Origin of the sequence: Streptomyces sp. GQFP (genome assembly GCF_021545335.1) — a bacterium.
GTDB lineage: Bacteria > Actinomycetota > Actinomycetes > Streptomycetales > Streptomycetaceae > Streptomyces.
This window is the reverse complement of the sequence record NZ_CP089312.1, coordinates 3,099,035-3,113,642: the sequence shown is the minus strand read 5'-3', so window position 1 is coordinate 3,113,642 and position 14,608 is coordinate 3,099,035. Positions and strand designations below refer to the sequence as shown.

The 14,608-nt window shown below is 70.1% G+C and carries 14 protein-coding genes; 8 read left to right on the top strand and 6 right to left on the bottom strand.

Features of this window, described 5'->3' with window-relative positions; genetic code table 11:
* Positions 1-182: 182 nt before the first annotated feature.
* From sigE to LUX31_RS13490, 5 genes are all read left to right on the top strand, one after another.
* Entirely contained in the window at positions 183-956 is a 774-nt protein-coding gene (gene sigE / locus LUX31_RS13510; protein WP_235475024.1) for an RNA polymerase sigma factor SigE, read from the top strand.
* Entirely contained in the window at positions 953-1,951 is a 999-nt protein-coding gene (locus tag LUX31_RS13505; protein WP_235475023.1) for an anti-sigma factor family protein, read from the top strand. The genes sigE and LUX31_RS13505 overlap by 4 nt, the downstream gene beginning before the upstream one ends.
* A gap of 64 nt (positions 1,952-2,015) precedes the next feature.
* On the top strand, positions 2,016-3,758 hold the full coding sequence (locus LUX31_RS13500) for a trypsin-like peptidase domain-containing protein (protein WP_235475022.1): 1,743 nt from the start codon (positions 2,016-2,018) through the stop codon (positions 3,756-3,758).
* Positions 3,759-3,966: 208 nt separating this feature from the next.
* A complete protein-coding gene (locus LUX31_RS13495) occupies positions 3,967-4,407 on the top strand; it encodes a sec-independent translocase (protein ID WP_235475021.1) in 441 nt (146 codons plus the stop codon).
* Positions 4,408-4,644: 237 nt separating this feature from the next.
* Complete coding sequence (locus LUX31_RS13490; protein ID WP_235475020.1) at positions 4,645-5,304, top strand: hypothetical protein; 660 nt, start codon at positions 4,645-4,647, stop codon at positions 5,302-5,304.
* Between the two features lie 133 nt (positions 5,305-5,437).
* On the opposite strand, the gene LUX31_RS13485 is transcribed toward LUX31_RS13490, so the two are convergent.
* From LUX31_RS13485 to LUX31_RS13475, 3 genes are read right to left on the bottom strand one after another with little or no spacing between them, the layout of a single operon-like run.
* Positions 5,438-6,571, bottom strand: a complete 1,134-nt coding sequence (locus LUX31_RS13485; RefSeq protein WP_235475019.1) for an Mrp/NBP35 family ATP-binding protein — start codon at positions 6,569-6,571, stop codon at positions 5,438-5,440.
* Positions 6,572-6,614: 43 nt separating this feature from the next.
* Positions 6,615-7,253 (bottom strand): DUF1003 domain-containing protein, encoded by a 639-nt coding sequence (locus LUX31_RS13480; protein WP_235475018.1) that lies wholly within the window; start codon positions 7,251-7,253, stop codon positions 6,615-6,617.
* Entirely contained in the window at positions 7,243-8,550 is a 1,308-nt protein-coding gene (locus LUX31_RS13475) for a magnesium transporter MgtE N-terminal domain-containing protein (RefSeq protein WP_235475017.1), read from the bottom strand. Before LUX31_RS13475 ends, LUX31_RS13480 begins: the two co-directional genes overlap by 11 nt.
* Before the next feature lie 267 nt (positions 8,551-8,817).
* Here LUX31_RS13475 and LUX31_RS13470 point away from each other — a divergent pair, with 267 nt between their 5' ends.
* Complete coding sequence (locus tag LUX31_RS13470) at positions 8,818-9,525, top strand: hypothetical protein (protein WP_443046054.1); 708 nt, start codon at positions 8,818-8,820, stop codon at positions 9,523-9,525.
* A gap of 81 nt (positions 9,526-9,606) precedes the next feature.
* On the opposite strand, the gene LUX31_RS13465 is transcribed toward LUX31_RS13470, so the two are convergent.
* Both LUX31_RS13465 and LUX31_RS13460 read right to left on the bottom strand, forming a co-directional pair.
* The gene (locus tag LUX31_RS13465; RefSeq protein WP_235475015.1) at positions 9,607-10,152 is read right to left on the bottom strand and encodes a hypothetical protein; all 546 of its coding nucleotides are present in this window, start codon (positions 10,150-10,152) and stop codon (positions 9,607-9,609) included.
* Positions 10,153-10,193: 41 nt separating this feature from the next.
* Positions 10,194-11,318 carry a magnesium and cobalt transport protein CorA gene (locus LUX31_RS13460; RefSeq protein WP_235475014.1) on the bottom strand — a complete coding sequence of 375 codons (1,125 nt, stop codon included), beginning with the start codon at positions 11,316-11,318 and terminating at the stop codon, positions 10,194-10,196.
* A 503-nt stretch (positions 11,319-11,821) separates the two neighbouring features.
* On the opposite strand from LUX31_RS13460, the gene LUX31_RS13455 reads away from it, so the two are divergent.
* Positions 11,822-12,427 (top strand): suppressor of fused domain protein, encoded by a 606-nt coding sequence (locus LUX31_RS13455; protein ID WP_235475013.1) that lies wholly within the window; start codon positions 11,822-11,824, stop codon positions 12,425-12,427.
* 134 nt (positions 12,428-12,561) lie between these two features.
* Here LUX31_RS13455 and LUX31_RS13450 read toward each other — a convergent pair whose 3' ends face one another.
* Positions 12,562-13,785, bottom strand: coding sequence for an MFS transporter (locus LUX31_RS13450; protein WP_235475012.1), 1,224 nt, complete (start codon positions 13,783-13,785; stop codon positions 12,562-12,564).
* A gap of 163 nt (positions 13,786-13,948) precedes the next feature.
* Between LUX31_RS13450 and LUX31_RS13445 the strand changes: the two genes are divergently transcribed.
* On the top strand, positions 13,949-14,590 hold the full coding sequence (locus LUX31_RS13445; protein ID WP_235475011.1) for a DUF6758 family protein: 642 nt from the start codon (positions 13,949-13,951) through the stop codon (positions 14,588-14,590).
* Positions 14,591-14,608: the final 18 nt, after the last annotated feature.

Here is a 14,608-nt window from a genome sequence, read left to right as displayed (position 1 = left end):
CGAGGTGGGACAGACAGGCTGAGGACCAGGGGGACAAGCGGATGGACCAGCACACCGAGAAGGCTGAGAACGCAGGGTATGCGGAGGGCGCGGGACAGGTGCTCACGCGGCCCGCCGAGCCGTATCAGCGCAGATCAATTTCTCGTAAAACCGCTTATCCGGAGCTAACGGGCGAGGTGGCTATGGTAGGTGCTCCACTGGTCACCACCAGAGCCGACAGGGGAGGTGCGGCTGCGCCTGTGGATCGGGGAGGAGCGCTCCGGCGTCTTCTCGGATCAGCGGGCAGGCCGAAATCCGTGAACAACACTGCTGCTGACCCCAGCCACGCCGCTGACCGAGCCCAGACCGCGACCTTCTCCACCGACGCGGACGGGCAGGCGTGGACTCCGCCCACGTGGGAGGAGATCGTCAGCACGCACAGCGGCCGTGTCTACCGCCTGGCATACCGCCTCACCGGCAACCAGCACGACGCCGAGGACCTCACCCAGGAGGTCTTTGTCCGCGTCTTCCGCTCGCTGTCGACGTACACGCCCGGCACCTTCGAGGGCTGGCTGCACCGCATCACCACCAACCTCTTCCTGGACATGGTCCGCCGCAAGCAGCGCATCCGTTTCGACGCCCTCGGTGACGACGCGGCCGAGCGTCTGCCCAGCCGTGAGCCGTCCCCGCAGCAGGTCTTCAACGACGCGCACTTCGACGCGGACGTCCAGCAGGCGCTGGACACCCTCGCGCCCGAGTTCCGCGCCGCCGTCGTCCTCTGTGACATCGAGGGACTGTCGTACGAGGAGATCGCCGCGACTCTCGGCGTGAAGCTCGGCACCGTCCGCTCCCGTATCCACCGAGGCCGCTCCCAGCTCCGCAAGGCCCTCGCGCACCGCTCTCCGGAGGCCCGTGCCGAGCGCCGCTTCGCGGTGCCACGGGTGGCCGCGCTGGGAGGAGGGGGCGCGAGCGCGTGAGTGGATCGCGGCCGTACTCTGCCGAGCGTCGTCTGGCAGAGCAGCATCTGGGAGACCGCCTCTCCGCCCTTGTGGACGGAGAACTCGGTCATGAGACGCGTGAACGCGTCCTGGCGCACCTGGCCACCTGTCCGAAGTGCAAGTCGGAGGCCGACGCACAGCGCCGTCTGAAGAACGTCTTCGCGGAGATGGCCCCGCCACCGCCCTCCGAGAGCTTCCTGGCCCGCCTCCAGGGCCTGCCCGGCGGAGGTGATTCCGACTCCGGCGGCTCGCCGCTGGGCGGGGGAGGGTTCTCCGACGGGCTTTCCGCGTTCCCCGGGGGTCCAGGAGCCGGCTCAGGAGTCTTCGGGGTGAGAGGCGAAGGGTTCGGGTACGTCCCGGCCCGGCCGCACACCTCCGTCCTTCCGCCGCCCGCCCCCGGCCGGGGTTTCCGTATCCATGACGTCGGTCGTCACGACGCCGACCGCTCGTCCTCGCGCGGCCTGCGGTTCGCGTTCGCCGCCGCCGGTGCGGTGTCGCTGGCCGCGATCGCGCTGGGCGGGGTGTCGACGGGCGTTCCCGGCGACACGGCAGAGGCCCGAGGCACCTCCGGGGGCAGCAATGTGACGCCGATGCGTCCGCAGGGCGGGGGAGCCGCGACGGCTCCCGACAGCCAGCGGCGCCGCTCGGTCGGTCCGCTGCTCTCGCAGGGGTTCGGGCAGGGGACGTTCGGGCAGGCGCCGGTGGCGTCGACAGGGGCGTCCGCGCCGCTGCTGCCCGGCGTGCCGGCACCGGCCTCCGGGAGCCGGGAGCGCGAGGCCATGCATCCGCTGACCACGCCCGTCGTGGCCGCCGCCGCGGTGCTGTCCCCGCTGATACGCCCACTGGAGGCCCCGCAGGTCGCCCTGACCTCCTGGTCCACGGCGCCCGAAGTGGCCGTCCAGGGCCTGCTCATGGCACCGGCGCCCGACTCGTCCCCCTCACCGTCCCCTTCCTCCACGGACACCGTCCGCTGACCCCACGAACCTGGTTGAATCCGAGGTGCGGGCCGCACAACAGCGGGCCAGGTGTGGGGAGAGCATGAACGAGGGGAAGCCCGCGAAGGCCAAGTGGTGGAACCGGCCTCAGGAGGAGTCGGCGCCGCCGGGTCAGGAGGCGTCGGTTTCCGGCCAGGAGGTTTCGGCCGCCGAGGCGCGGCTGTCCTCCGAGGAGGGTGTGGCTTCCGCAGAGGTTGTGGCGGGGGCCGACGGTGACGGCGACTTCGAGTTGCCGCCTCCCGTGACGGTGCCTGGAGCGTCGGACGGGTCCGGAGCACCTGGGGTACCCGAAGCCGCGCCCGCCGCCCAGCCGGACCTCCCGCCCGAACCGCCTCAGTCCGGGCCGCCCCAGCCCCTCCACGACCCCGATCCCTACAGCACCCCGCCCTACGGCCATCCCGGCCCCTGGGCGCCCGCTCCGCCGGTCCAGCACCCCGCGATGACCCCGGCGCACGGTACGGCCGTACCGGGGCCGCTGACGCCCCCGGGGCTGTCCGAGGTACCGGAAGACGTGTCCGACGTACCCGAGGCTCCTGCCCCGCCTCCCGCCCCTCCCGAGACCGGCTCCGGACCCAACCCCTGGCAGCGCTACGACCCTTGGTCGGCCTCGCCCCTGCAGTCCCTTCAGCCGCTCCAGCAGAACGGATCCGCGCCCGTCGATGCCCGGCCCGGGGCGCGGAAGCGTGGGCTGGTGGTCGGGGCCGTGCTGATCGCGCTGCTCTCCGGAGGTGTCGGTGGCGCCGTCGGGTCGTATCTGGAGCGGCACGGCGGGGGCGGTGAGCGGATCCAGCTGCCGCAGACCGCGAGCGACGAGTCCGTCGGACGGGCACCGGACAGCGTGGCCGGGATCGCGGCGCGTGCGCTGCCCAGCGTGGTGACCCTGCATGTGCGCGGCGACGAGGCCGAGGGCACCGGTACCGGGTTCGTGCTCGACGGCCGGGGACACATCCTCACCAACAACCACGTCGTCGAACCCGCCGGTGCCGACGGCGCGATAACCGTGACGTTCAGCGGCGGCGAGACCGCCGAGGCCGAGGTCGTCGGACGGGACAGCGGATACGACCTGGCCGTCGTCAAGGTGAGTGACGTCGACGGGCTCCAGCCGGTGGTCCTCGGGAACTCCGACAACGTGGCGGTGGGCGACCCCGTCGTCGCCATCGGGGCCCCCTTCGACCTAGCCAACACCGTCACGTCCGGCATCATCAGCGCCAAGGAACGGCCCATCACCGCCGGGGGCGAGAGCGGGGACGGCAGCGACGTGTCGTACGTCGACGCGCTCCAGACCGACGCTCCCATCAACCCGGGCAACTCCGGCGGCCCGCTGCTCGACGCCCGGGCCAGGGTCGTCGGGATCAACTCCGCGATCCGCTCCGCCGACAGCGGCTCGGGGCTGGACGGCGCACAGTCCGGGTCGATCGGGCTCGGCTTCGCCATACCCATCAACCAGGGCAAACGCGTCGCCGAGGAACTGATCAACACCGGGAAGGCGACCCACCCCGTCATCGGCGTCACCCTCGACATGGACTACTCCGGCGACGGCGCCCGCGTCGGCACCGAGGGCAACGACGGCGGGCCCGCGGTCACCACCGGCGGCCCCGGCGACCGGGCGGGCCTGGAGGCCGGCGACATCATCACCGAGGTCGACGATCGGCGCGTCCACTCCGGCGAGGAACTGATCGTTAAGATCCGCGCCCACCGCCCAGGCGACCGGCTGGAACTGTCCCTGTTGCGCGGCGGCAGGGAACGGACGATCTCCCTCGTCCTGGGCTCCTCCGGCGGTAACTGACAGAAACGTCACAGGTGACGGGCCCGCACCGCCTCCCACTAGGCAAACATCGCGGAAAACCGGTCTCGTACACGCACTCTTCGGCCCCCGGACGGTACCGGTGGGACAGGATGGCCGGGTACCGTGGAACCGGCCCGGACCACGGAAGACCGCGAAGACCGCACGGACCACCGAGGGCCGAGGACCGAGGACTCGCAAGGAGCTTCAGGTGTTCAATGACATAGGACCGCTCGAGCTGGTGACGCTCGTGCTCCTCGCTGTGCTCGTCTTCGGTCCGGAGAAGCTTCCGAAGATGATCCAGGACGTCACGCGCACCATCCGCAAGATCCGGGAGTTCTCGGAGGGCGCGAAGCAGGACATCCGCCAGGAACTGGGCCCGGAGTTCAAGGACTTCGAGTTCGAGGACCTGAACCCCAAGACGTTCATCCGCAAGCAGCTGGACAACGACGAGCTGGGGCTCAAGGAGATCCGCAACGGCTTCGACCTGAAGAAGGAGATGGCCGAGGTGACGGACGCGGTGCACGGCCGCGATGCCGACTCCTCTTCATCGGGCTCCACCACTGCGTCCGGTTCCTCCGGCGGCACCGTCGACATGACGAAGAAGCCCGAGGCGGACGAGCGCCCGCCCTACGACGCGGACGCCACCTGATCGTCGTACGCCTGCGTGCACATGTCCGTGTGCGCGTGACGTGATTCATACTCCGACTGGGCCTCGGACGGCCCGATCCGGACGTCTGCGCGGCCCACGCGCCGGGCGCTTTCCCTGCTGCTCGGAGCGGGGTGGCTATGCTGCCGAGTTGTTGTGGGGCCGTACATCGGCCAGCAGCGCCGCCCGAAGGGGGGCGGGCCGTTCCGGGCCGACGAGAACGAGGAGGCGTCCGGGTACATGGAGACGACAAGTCGGGTGGGCGCACAGGCGCCGGCCGCGGAGGGCGGACAACAGGTCCCCTCCGCCCGGCGCACGGTTGACGGCTATCTGCTGGCGCCCTTCCCTTGGTACGGCCTCGACGAGGCCTTCACGGGACCGCGCTGGCTGATGCAGGTGGGTACGGCGGCCGACGGTGCCGTCGAGCACGGTTCGATCGGGCACGGCGACGAACCCTCCGTACGGCACGAGGCCATGGGGGAGGACAAGGAGCGGTTCGCGGTGGTCGTCACCGTGGCCGCCAACCCCGTACGGCGCAGTGCGGACGGGACGGGGCTGCTGGAGGCCACCTCGGTGTCGTCGGCGGCTTGGCTGGCCGGGGTGGGGCTGCTGTCCTTCACCTGGCCCGGGCAGATGGACCACACCCTGCGGGACGACTGGCTCGACCAGCAGACCGAGACGGCGTGGGTCCTCGCGGACGATCTCGGCGGGTCCGACTGGTCGACGTTGTCCCTGCCGGTGGACGGGGTGCCTACGCCGTTCCACTACCGGGAGTCGGAGTTCGGGTGGGTGCTGGCCGGGTCGACTCAGGAGGGGGTGCATGTGGGGGCGTATGGGCGGGGGATGAGTGCGTACGGTCTTGGCTTCGCCGTGATCAAGGATATTGGCGTGTACGCGTGAGGTTTTGGGGCGCCGGTTGTTTGCGGCGCCCCTTCGTTGTGGGGGCTGGGGTTGTGTGGCGAGTGCTGCGCCGTCGTGGCTTGTCGCGCAGTTCCCCGCGCCCCTAAAGGCAAAAGCCCCGCTCGCCCCCCGGTTAGAACTTGTTCCGTGGGGTGATGCCCAGCGACATGCCCGACAGGCCCCGCTGCCTGCCTCCCAGTTTGCCTGCGATGGCGCGGAGGGATGCGCCTGCCGGGGAGTCGGGGTCGGAGAGGACGACCGGGCGGCCGTCGTCGCCGCCCTCTCGGAGGCGGACGTCGATGGGGATGGAGCCGAGGACCGGGACCGTCGCCCCGGTTGTGCGGGTCAGGCCGTCGGCGACGGTCTGGCCGCCGCCCGTGCCGAAGACGTCGACCATCTCGTCGCAGTGGGGACAGGGCAGGCCGGCCATGTTCTCGACCACGCCGACGATCTTCTGGTGGGTCTGTACGGCGATGGCGCCCGCGCGCTCGGCCACCTCGGCCGCCGCCTGCTGAGGCGTCGTCACGACGAGGATCTCGGCGTTCGGGACCAGCTGGGCGACGGAGATCGCGATGTCGCCCGTGCCCGGCGGGAGGTCCAGGAGCAGGACGTCAAGGTCGCCCCAGAACACGTCCGACAGGAACTGCTGGAGGGCCCTGTGGAGCATCGGGCCGCGCCAGACGACCGGGGTGTTGCCCGGGGTGAACATACCGATGGAGATGACCTTCACGCCGTGCGAGGACGGCGGCATGATCATGTTCTCGACCTGCGTCGGCAGGCCCTCCACGCCCAGCATGCGCGGCACGCTGTGGCCGTAGATGTCGGCGTCGACGACGCCCACTTTGAGGCCGTCGGCCGCCATCGCCGCCGCCAGGTTGACGGTGACCGACGACTTGCCGACACCGCCCTTGCCGGACGCGACCGCGTACACGCGCGTGAGGGAGCCGGGCTTGGCGAAGGGGACCTCGCGCTCGGCCTGGCCGCCGCGCAGGGCGGACGCCAGTTCCTTGCGCTGGTTGTCGCTCATGACGTCGAGTTCGACGTCGACGCGCGTGACGCCCTCGACCCGCGAGACCGCCTCCGTCACGTTCTTCGTGATCGTGTCGCGCATCGGGCAGCCGGAGACCGTCAGGTACACGGCGACCGCGACCGCCCCGTCCGCGCCGATGACCACCGACTTCACCATCCCCAGTTCGGTGATGGGTCGCTGGATCTCGGGGTCGTTCACCGTCGCCAGTGCTTCACGCACCGCGTCTTCCGTAGCCATAACCACGATGGTACGGCGCCGCACACGGCCCCCGGAAAGCCCGTCACCGGTCTTCTACGTCACGCCCCCGCGGCCGTTCTGCCGGGAATACGCCAGGTCCGCCGGGATGGCGGTCGGGACGGTGCTTGGGATGCCCGTCCGCGTACCGCTCCTCGTACCGTTCCTCCAGCTCCTTGACCAGGTCATGAAGCTCGGAGCGGATCCAGTCCCGGGTCGCGACCTCGCCGAGCCCCGCGCGCAGCGAGGCGATCTCCCGGGTCAGGTACTCGGTGTCGGCGATCGACCGCTCGTTCTGCTTGCGGTCCTGTTCGAGGTTGACGCGGTCACGGTCGTCCTGCCGGTTCTGCGCGAGCAGGATCAGCGGGGCCGCGTAGGACGCCTGGAGGGACAGCGCCAGGGTCAGGAAGATGAACGGGAAGTTGTCGAAGCGCAGGTCGCCCGGCGCGAAGATGTTCCACAGCACCCACACGAGGACGACGACCGTCATCCAGACGATGAACCGTCCGGTGCCCATGAACCGCGCGATGCGCTCCGACAGCCGTCCGAAGGCCTCCGAGTCCCACTCGGGCAGGATCCGGCGCCGGGGCGCGCGCGGCTGGTCGAGCCGGACCCGGGCCCGGCCGGTCGCGGTGGCGCCGGTGGCCGCACGCTCGCGCGTACCGGACTCGCGCTCAGGCGTCATGCGCACCCGCCCCCTCGGCAGCGGAAGGTGGTGCGCTCTCGTCGAGGTGGAACTCCGTCTCCCGCCAGTCCTCGGGCAGCATGTGATCGAGTACGTCGTCCACGGTCACCGCGCCCAGCAGCGACCCGCTCTCGTCGACCACCGGCGCCGCCACCATGTCGTACGTCGCGAAGAACCCGGCGACGACCGGCAGTTCGGCGTCCGGGGAGAGGGGTTGCAGGTCGTCGTCGACGAGCGAGCCGACCAGGGTGTACGGGGGGTCGCGCAGCAGCCGCTGGAAGTGGACCGCGCCCAGGTACTTGCCGGTCGGCGTCTCGTCCGGCGGACGGCACACGTACACCTGGGCGGCGAGCGCGGGGGAGAGGTCGGGCTCGCGGATCCGGGCCAGCGCGTCGGCGACGGTCGCGTCGGGCCGTAGGACGATCGGCTCGGTCGTCATCAGACCGCCCGCCGTGTCCTCGCGGTACGCCATCAGCCGGCGCATGTCGGCCGCGTCGGCGGGCTGCATCAGGCTCAGCAGGCGCTCCTGGTCGTCCTCGGGCAGCTCGCCGAGCAGGTCGGCGGCGTCGTCCGGGTCCATCGCCTCCAGGACGTCGGCGGCGCGCTCCTCCTTGAGCTTGCCGAGGATCTCGATCTGGTCGTCCTCGGGCAGCTCTTCGAGTACGTCGGCCAGCCGGTCGTCGTCGAGGGCGGCGGCCACCTCGGCGCGCCGTTTCGGCGACAGGTGGTGCAGGACGTTGGCGAGGTCGGCGGGGCGCAGCTGCTCGAAGGTCGCGAGGAGGCTCTCGGCGCCCTGTCCGTCCTCCTCCAGGGAGAACCCGGTGACGGCGGACCAGTCGACGGTCAGCGTCTCGCCGGTGTTGCGCCGGAAGGCTCCGCCGCGGCCCTTCTTCCGTACGAAGACCCGCTCGATCTCCCAGTCCCGGCGGGCCGGCAGTTGTCGTACCGCCACATCCAGGACGGTGACCTCCTCGCCGGTCTCGTTGAGGGTGACCCGCCGGTCGAGGAGTTCACCGAGGACGAGCCGTTCGGTGGGGCGCTGTTCGAAGCGCCGGACGTTCAGTACGCCCGTCGTGATGACCTGGCCGGACTCGATGCCGGTGACGCGGGTCATGGGCATGAAGACGCGGCGCCTGGTGGTGAGTTCGACGACGAGGCCGAGCAGCCGGGGCGGGCGGTGGCTGACGCGCAGCATGGCGACGAGGTCGCGTACCCGGCCCACCTGGTCGCCGTTCGGGTCGAAGACGGCCGTACCGGCGAGGTGTGAGACGAAGACACGGGCAGAGGCCGCCGCCATACCGTGCCTCCTGTCTCGGTGTGCGCTGCGGGAAGCGCGTCGGACTGTGTCCGCAGGTATCCGAATTGCCTGCTCGGATGCGCTTCAGGCTAGCCCGTCCGGTTCGCCGCCGCCCTGGTGGGGGGTCCGGACGGACTGGCTCCGCCGGGGCCCGACGGCACCGGTACGCTGCCGTCCAGACCGCCCAGGACACTCGTACGAGAGGCAGCCCCACCTGTGTCTGCGATTCCCCGTGGCCGTACCCGCAGCGCCGGACTGGTGGGCGCGATGTGCGCCCTGGTCGTGACGGGGACAGGACTCACGGGATGCAGCTCGGACCCGGACGAGGGCACCAACGGGGTCGGCAAGCTGCCCGCCGACACCATCCAGACGAAGACCCGTACGGCAGCCGAGTCCGCCGACACCGTACGGCTCTCCGGAACCGTGGTGACCAACGGCACGACCTACACCCTGGACATGCGTCTCAAGGACGACGGCGGCACCGGCTCGGTCACCTCGAAGGGGTCGACGTTCCGGCTGCTGCGGGTCGGGGAGCACCTGTTCCTGAAGGCCGACGCCGCGTTCTGGAGCCACGAGGACGGCGGCAAGGGCGAGGACAGCGAGTCGGACGCGGCGGCCGCCGAGAAGCTCGGGGGCCTGTTCGTGAAGGTGCCCACGGGCGACCCCTCGTACAAGAAGTTCAGCGGCTTCACCGACAAAAACGTTCTCCTGGACGGCCTCCTCACCCTCCACGGCAGCCTCGCGACGGACGGCCACCACAAGCAGTCGGGCATCCGCACGATCCGCATCACCGGCGACGAGGGCTCCGGCGGCACCCTGGACGTCTCCCTGGAGGGCTCCCCGTACCCCTTGCGCCTGGTCCGCGCGGGCGGCGCGGGAACGCTGCTGCTGAGCGACTGGGGCAAGGACTTCGCCCTGGAGGAACCGAAGAAGGACGAGACGGTGGACTACGGCCAGCAGCTGCCCAGTTCTTGAGGGGGGGTATGGGGGGCTACGCCCCCCATAAGGGGCGCGGGGAACTGCGCGACAAGCCCCCACCGGCCCGCAGCAAACGAACTACTTACCCCGCCGCTTCCGGAACAGCAGCCGCGGCAACCCTGCAGGGATCGCCTCTCGAGTAGTCGCCGACGTAGGCACCGGCGGCGCAGCCAACGACCCCTCAGGCAGCGGGCGCAAGCCTCCCGCGCACGGCACCAACCGCACTACCCGGCATTCCCGCGCCCACCGTTCCACCATCGCCTCACCGTCCGGCGCGTTCAACCGCTTCCCCTTGAGCTCGGCGACAGCCGCCTCCCACTCAGGGGACTTAGGGGCCAGCTCCACAACGGTCGCCGCCCAGACGACCAGCCGCCCGCCCTTGTCCTTGCTGCGGACGGTGACCTCCGCCTCGGCCCCGTCGACCAGCCCCGGCAGCGGCTGCTCACCGGGCCCGTCGCCGACCAGGACGGCCCCGCCCTCGTGCCAGACGTGCCACATCGCCCGGGCCGGGATGCCGTGGCCCCCGACGTGCAGCGCGGGCACGCCGTTGCCCTTGACCCAGATGAGCCCGGACTTCTTGGTGGCCTCCTCGACGAGGGCCCGGTCGAGCAGCGTGTCAGTCATGGGCAGAGCGTAACGACGAAGCCCGCCGCCACCAGCCCCCGTCACAGCCAGCCGTTCCGCTTCAGCGTGCGGTGGATGCCGAAGCAGAGGCCGATCATGGCCGTCATGACGACGGGGTAGCCGAACTTCCAGTGCAGCTCGGGCATGTAGTCGAAGTTCATGCCGTAGACCCCGCAGACCATCGTCGGTACGGCGATGATCGCGGCCCAGGACGTGATCTTCCGCATGTCCTCGTTCTGCGCGACGGACGCCTGCGCGAGGTTGGCCTGGAGGATCGAGTTGAGCAGCTCGTCGAAGCCGATCACCTGCTCATGGACCCGGGCCAGGTGGTCGGCGACATCGCGGAAGTACTTCTGGATGTCGGGGTCGATCAGCCGCATCGGGCGCTCGCTCAGCAGCTGCATGGGCCGCAGCAGCGGCGAGACGGCCCGCTTGAACTCCAGGACCTCACGCTTGAGCTGGTAGATCCGGCCGGCGTCGGTACCGCGCGGGGTGCCCTTGCGACCCGGCGAGAACACCTCCGTCTCGACCTCGTCGATGTCGTCCTGCATGGCGTCCGCGACCGCGACATAGCCGTCGACGACATGGTCGGCGATGGCGTGCAGCACGGCGGAGGGGCCCTTGGCGAGCAGCTCCGGGTCGTCCTGGAGACGGTGGCGCAGCGCGCGCAGGGAGCCCTGGCCGCCGTGCCGGACGGTGATGATGAAGTCCCGCCCGGTGAAGCACATCACCTCGCCGGTCTCCACGACCTCGCTGTTCGCGGTGAGTTCGGCGTGGTCGACGTAGTGGATGGTCTTGAAGACGGTGAAGAGCGTGTCGTCGTACCGCTCCAGCTTGGGCCGCTGGTGGGCCTGGATCGCGTCCTCGACGGCGAGCGGGTGGAGCCCGAACTCGCTGGCGATACCGGAGAATTCGGCCTCCGTCGGCTCGTGCAGCCCGATCCACACGAAGCCGCCGTCGCGGCGCACCTTGCGCATCGCCTCGTGCGGGGTCGGCGTCTTCGAGGGGCTCGGGTTGTCGACCCGGGCGCCGTCGCGGTAGACGGCGCAGTCGACGACGGCCGAGGGCGTCGAGGGGTCGCGGGTGGTGTCGTAGCTGCCGCCGTCCTTGCGCAGGGAGGGACGGGACGGGCGGACCGCGGCACGCAGGTTGTGGATCATCGACATTGGCAGGCTCCTTCGCGACACGCAACGAAAGACCGCCGTCAACGGTTGGAACTGCCCGGAATGGGGACGTCCTGACTGAGGATGTTTGGCACGTCCACAAAGCGGGGAGCACCGCACCGTCGCGGTGGTGAGCTTCGCTACTGATTCAGAACTGACTCAGATCACATGGATCGGGCAAAACGAAACCAAGTGCTCTTCCGCGATGACGCGAACGCGAGAGGTGACAGCCCAGCGGTAACAGCCGGAGCAACTACATCAGCGGGCGGAAGAGCGGGTGCTACTGCACGGATGACTTCGATCCATTGCAGCCCCACCTCCTCCGGCCGGTCCCTCGTGAGGGACGATCATTCCCCTTCAAGGGGAGCCCCCTAAGGGGAACTTCGTAGGTGTCGGGACTTGATCGCGACGCTTCTGCGTGCTGCCCGGACCCGGCCTAGGGTAACAGCCGACGGAACTGTCAAGGTGCGCGTTTGCCCGCAACTGACGAGTTCTATGCTCGCCGCATGGCTGATGTTCTTCCTCTGGTCGAGGCCCGGTTGCGTACGACGCTGGGCGAACCGGACGCGCGCGCCGCGGTCACCTTCCTCGGTACGGACCGCGTCGAGGTGCTGCGTTTCCAGGGCCAGGACCGGGACGGGGGGGACGGGGAGATCGTCCGCTACGCCACGCTCGGCATGTCCGCGCAGCCGATGGCGGACCCCGCGGCGGTCCTCGCCGACCCGGTGAAGGGCCCGCGCGCCGAACTGGTCATCTCCGTCCGGGCCGGCCTCGCCGACACCGACAAGGTGCTGCGCCCGCTCGCCGTCCTCGCCGCGTCCCCGCAGGTCGAGGGGGTGATCGTGGCTCCCGGCGCGTCGCTCGACGTAGGCGAGCCGCTGTGGCCGGGGGCGCCCTTCACCTCGGTCCTGGTCGCCGAGCCGGGCGGCCTGATCGAGGACCTGGAGCTGGACGAGCCCCTGGACCCCGTCCGCTTCCTGCCCCTGCTCCCGATGACCCCGAACGAGGCCGCCTGGAAACGCGTCCACGGCGCCCAGGCCCTCCAGGAACGCTGGCTCACAAACGGAACAGACCTACGGGACCCGTCCCGCAAGTCCGTCCCCCTGGACTGACCCTCACATCCGACTCCGGAGTGACAGACATCACCAACGGCCGCTTGGAAACCACCAGTTGGGCAAGCGCGCCCCAAAGGGGCGCGGGGAACTGCGCGACAAGCCCCCACAGGCCCGCAGGCAAACCACCGTGCTCAACTCGCAAAGACGCCAACACTGTCCTCCGCAGCGTGCCGAACCTCCAGCTCCTCCACTTCGTGCGTCAGCGACTTCCGCCGCACGACAACCACCACCGCGCCGAGCACGGCGGTAACCGCCGCGACCACGAACGGCATGTGAATGTCGCTCCACCCCTCGATCTTCGGCGCGAGGAACGGCGCCGCAGCCGCCGCGAACCACCGCACGAAGTTGTAACCGGCGCTGGCGACCGGCCGGGGAGCGTCGGAGACCCCGAGCGCCAGCTCCGTATACACCGTGTTGTTCACACCGATGAACGCACCGGACAGCACCGTGCAGACCACGGCAGTGGTGTGACTGCCGTAGCCGAGGACCAGCACGTCCACGGCGAGCAGCACCAGCGAGCCACCCAGCACCGTCAGCGATCCGAACCGCCGCTGCAACCGCGGAGCGACCAGCACCGACGAGACGGCCAGCAGCACACCCCAGGCGAAGAACACGGCCCCCGACTTGTAGGGCGTCATGTCGAGCACGAACGGGGTGAAGGCCAGGACGGTGAAGAACGTGTAGTTGTAGAAGAAGGACGAGATCGCGGCCGAGGCCAGACCGCCGTGGCCGAGCGCCCTGACCGGGTCGAGCAGCGAGGTCTTCCGGGCCGGCTTCGGCTGCTCCTTCAGGAACACCGTGATGCACAGGAAACCGATCGCCATCAGGAACGCGGTGCCGAAGAAGGGGTAGCGCCAGCTGGCGTTGCCGAGCAGCGCGCCCAGCAGGGGGCCGCACGCCATCCCGAGGCCCAGGGCGGACTCGTACAGCAGGATCGCCGCGGCGCTGCCGCCGGCCGCCGCGCCGACGATGACCGCGAGGGCCGTCGAGACGAAGAGCGCGTTGCCGAGGCCCCAGCCCGCCCGGAAGCCGACCAGTTCGGCGACCGAGCCCGAGGTGCCGGCCAGACCCGCGAAGACCACGACGAACGCGAGGCCGAGCAGCAGGGTCTTGCGGCCGCCGATGCGGCTGGAGACGAAGCCGGTGACCAGCATGGCCACGGCGGTGATCAGGAAGTACGAGGTGAAGAGCAGGGAGACCTGTCCGGCCGTGGCGTCCAGGCCCTTGGCGATGGACGGCAGGATCGGGTCGACCAGCCCGATGCCCATGAAGGCGACGACGGACGCGCCGGCGGTCGCCCAGACAGCCTTCGGCTGCCGGAGGAGGCTTTCCGTGCCTCCCGTGCTGCTGTTCATGTCTGCTCCCCGGGAGATGGTTGGTGTGTGCACATAGTAAGTTAGAGTTGCTAATTAATGCAAGCTACATCTAATTTCACCTGGTGGAAACGGTGGAAACGTGTCACTCCGGACGGGTGATCGTCCTTGACGGGAGGAAGGACGGGGAGGACCGTGGGGCCCTATGAGGGGCGAACCCAGTTGCCCGAAGTGTGGTGGCCGGGTCAGGGCTCCCGGACTCTTTGCCGACTCTTGGCAGTGCGATGTGCACGGGACGGTGCATCCGCTGCAGCCCGTGATCCCGCCCAGCGTCGAGGCCCTCAGTGTCGTCGTGCATCGCACGCAGGTTCCGGTGTGGATGCCGTGGCCCCTGCCGGTCGGCTGGCTCTTCACGGGCGTGGGCTGTGCGGGGGACGACCGCAGCGGTGGGCGTGCGACGGCGGTGGCCTGTTCGGGCCCCGGTCCGCTCGGGGGTGTGGGTGAGCTGATCCTGGTCGCGGAGGAGCTCGGGGTTGGGCTCGGTGCGCGGTACGCGGGGATCGACGGGCCCGACCCGGGGCCCTATATGAACGTCGAGAAACCGGCCGAGGCGAAGGTGCTGGCTGCGGGGCGGCCTACTCCGTTGTGGCATGTCACCGGTGGGCCCGATGATCGGGCGGTGTTCGCGGGGGAGGCGCTCGGGCTGTGGTTGTGGGCTGTTGTGTGGCCTGAGCAGTCGGGGTTGTTGATGTATGACGAGCTGGTGCTTACGGATTTGCGGGATGCGGGGGCTGAGGTGGAGTTGGTTCCCTGCGGGGCGTTGTCTCCCCGGTTGCTTCAGCCGTGAGGGTGTCGGTCGGGTTTG

Coding starts and splice junctions, on each gene's coding strand:
- LUX31_RS13460 (WP_235475014.1), bottom strand. CDS start 11,318: ATGTCGATGATCCACAACCTGCGTGCCGCGGTCCGCCCGTCCCGTCCC.
- LUX31_RS13500 (WP_235475022.1), top strand. CDS start 2,016: ATGAACGAGGGGAAGCCCGCGAAGGCCAAGTGGTGGAACCGGCCTCAG.
- LUX31_RS13485 (WP_235475019.1), bottom strand. CDS start 6,571: ATGGCTACGGAAGACGCGGTGCGTGAAGCACTGGCGACGGTGAACGAC.
- sigE (WP_235475024.1), top strand. CDS start 183: ATGGTAGGTGCTCCACTGGTCACCACCAGAGCCGACAGGGGAGGTGCG.
- LUX31_RS13445 (WP_235475011.1), top strand. CDS start 13,949: ATGAGGGGCGAACCCAGTTGCCCGAAGTGTGGTGGCCGGGTCAGGGCT.
- LUX31_RS13465 (WP_235475015.1), bottom strand. CDS start 10,152: ATGACTGACACGCTGCTCGACCGGGCCCTCGTCGAGGAGGCCACCAAG.
- LUX31_RS13475 (WP_235475017.1), bottom strand. CDS start 8,550: ATGGCGGCGGCCTCTGCCCGTGTCTTCGTCTCACACCTCGCCGGTACG.
- LUX31_RS13490 (WP_235475020.1), top strand. CDS start 4,645: ATGGAGACGACAAGTCGGGTGGGCGCACAGGCGCCGGCCGCGGAGGGC.
- LUX31_RS13455 (WP_235475013.1), top strand. CDS start 11,822: ATGGCTGATGTTCTTCCTCTGGTCGAGGCCCGGTTGCGTACGACGCTG.
- LUX31_RS13480 (WP_235475018.1), bottom strand. CDS start 7,253: ATGACGCCTGAGCGCGAGTCCGGTACGCGCGAGCGTGCGGCCACCGGC.
- LUX31_RS13470 (WP_443046054.1), top strand. CDS start 8,818: ATGTGCGCCCTGGTCGTGACGGGGACAGGACTCACGGGATGCAGCTCG.
- LUX31_RS13450 (WP_235475012.1), bottom strand. CDS start 13,785: ATGAACAGCAGCACGGGAGGCACGGAAAGCCTCCTCCGGCAGCCGAAG.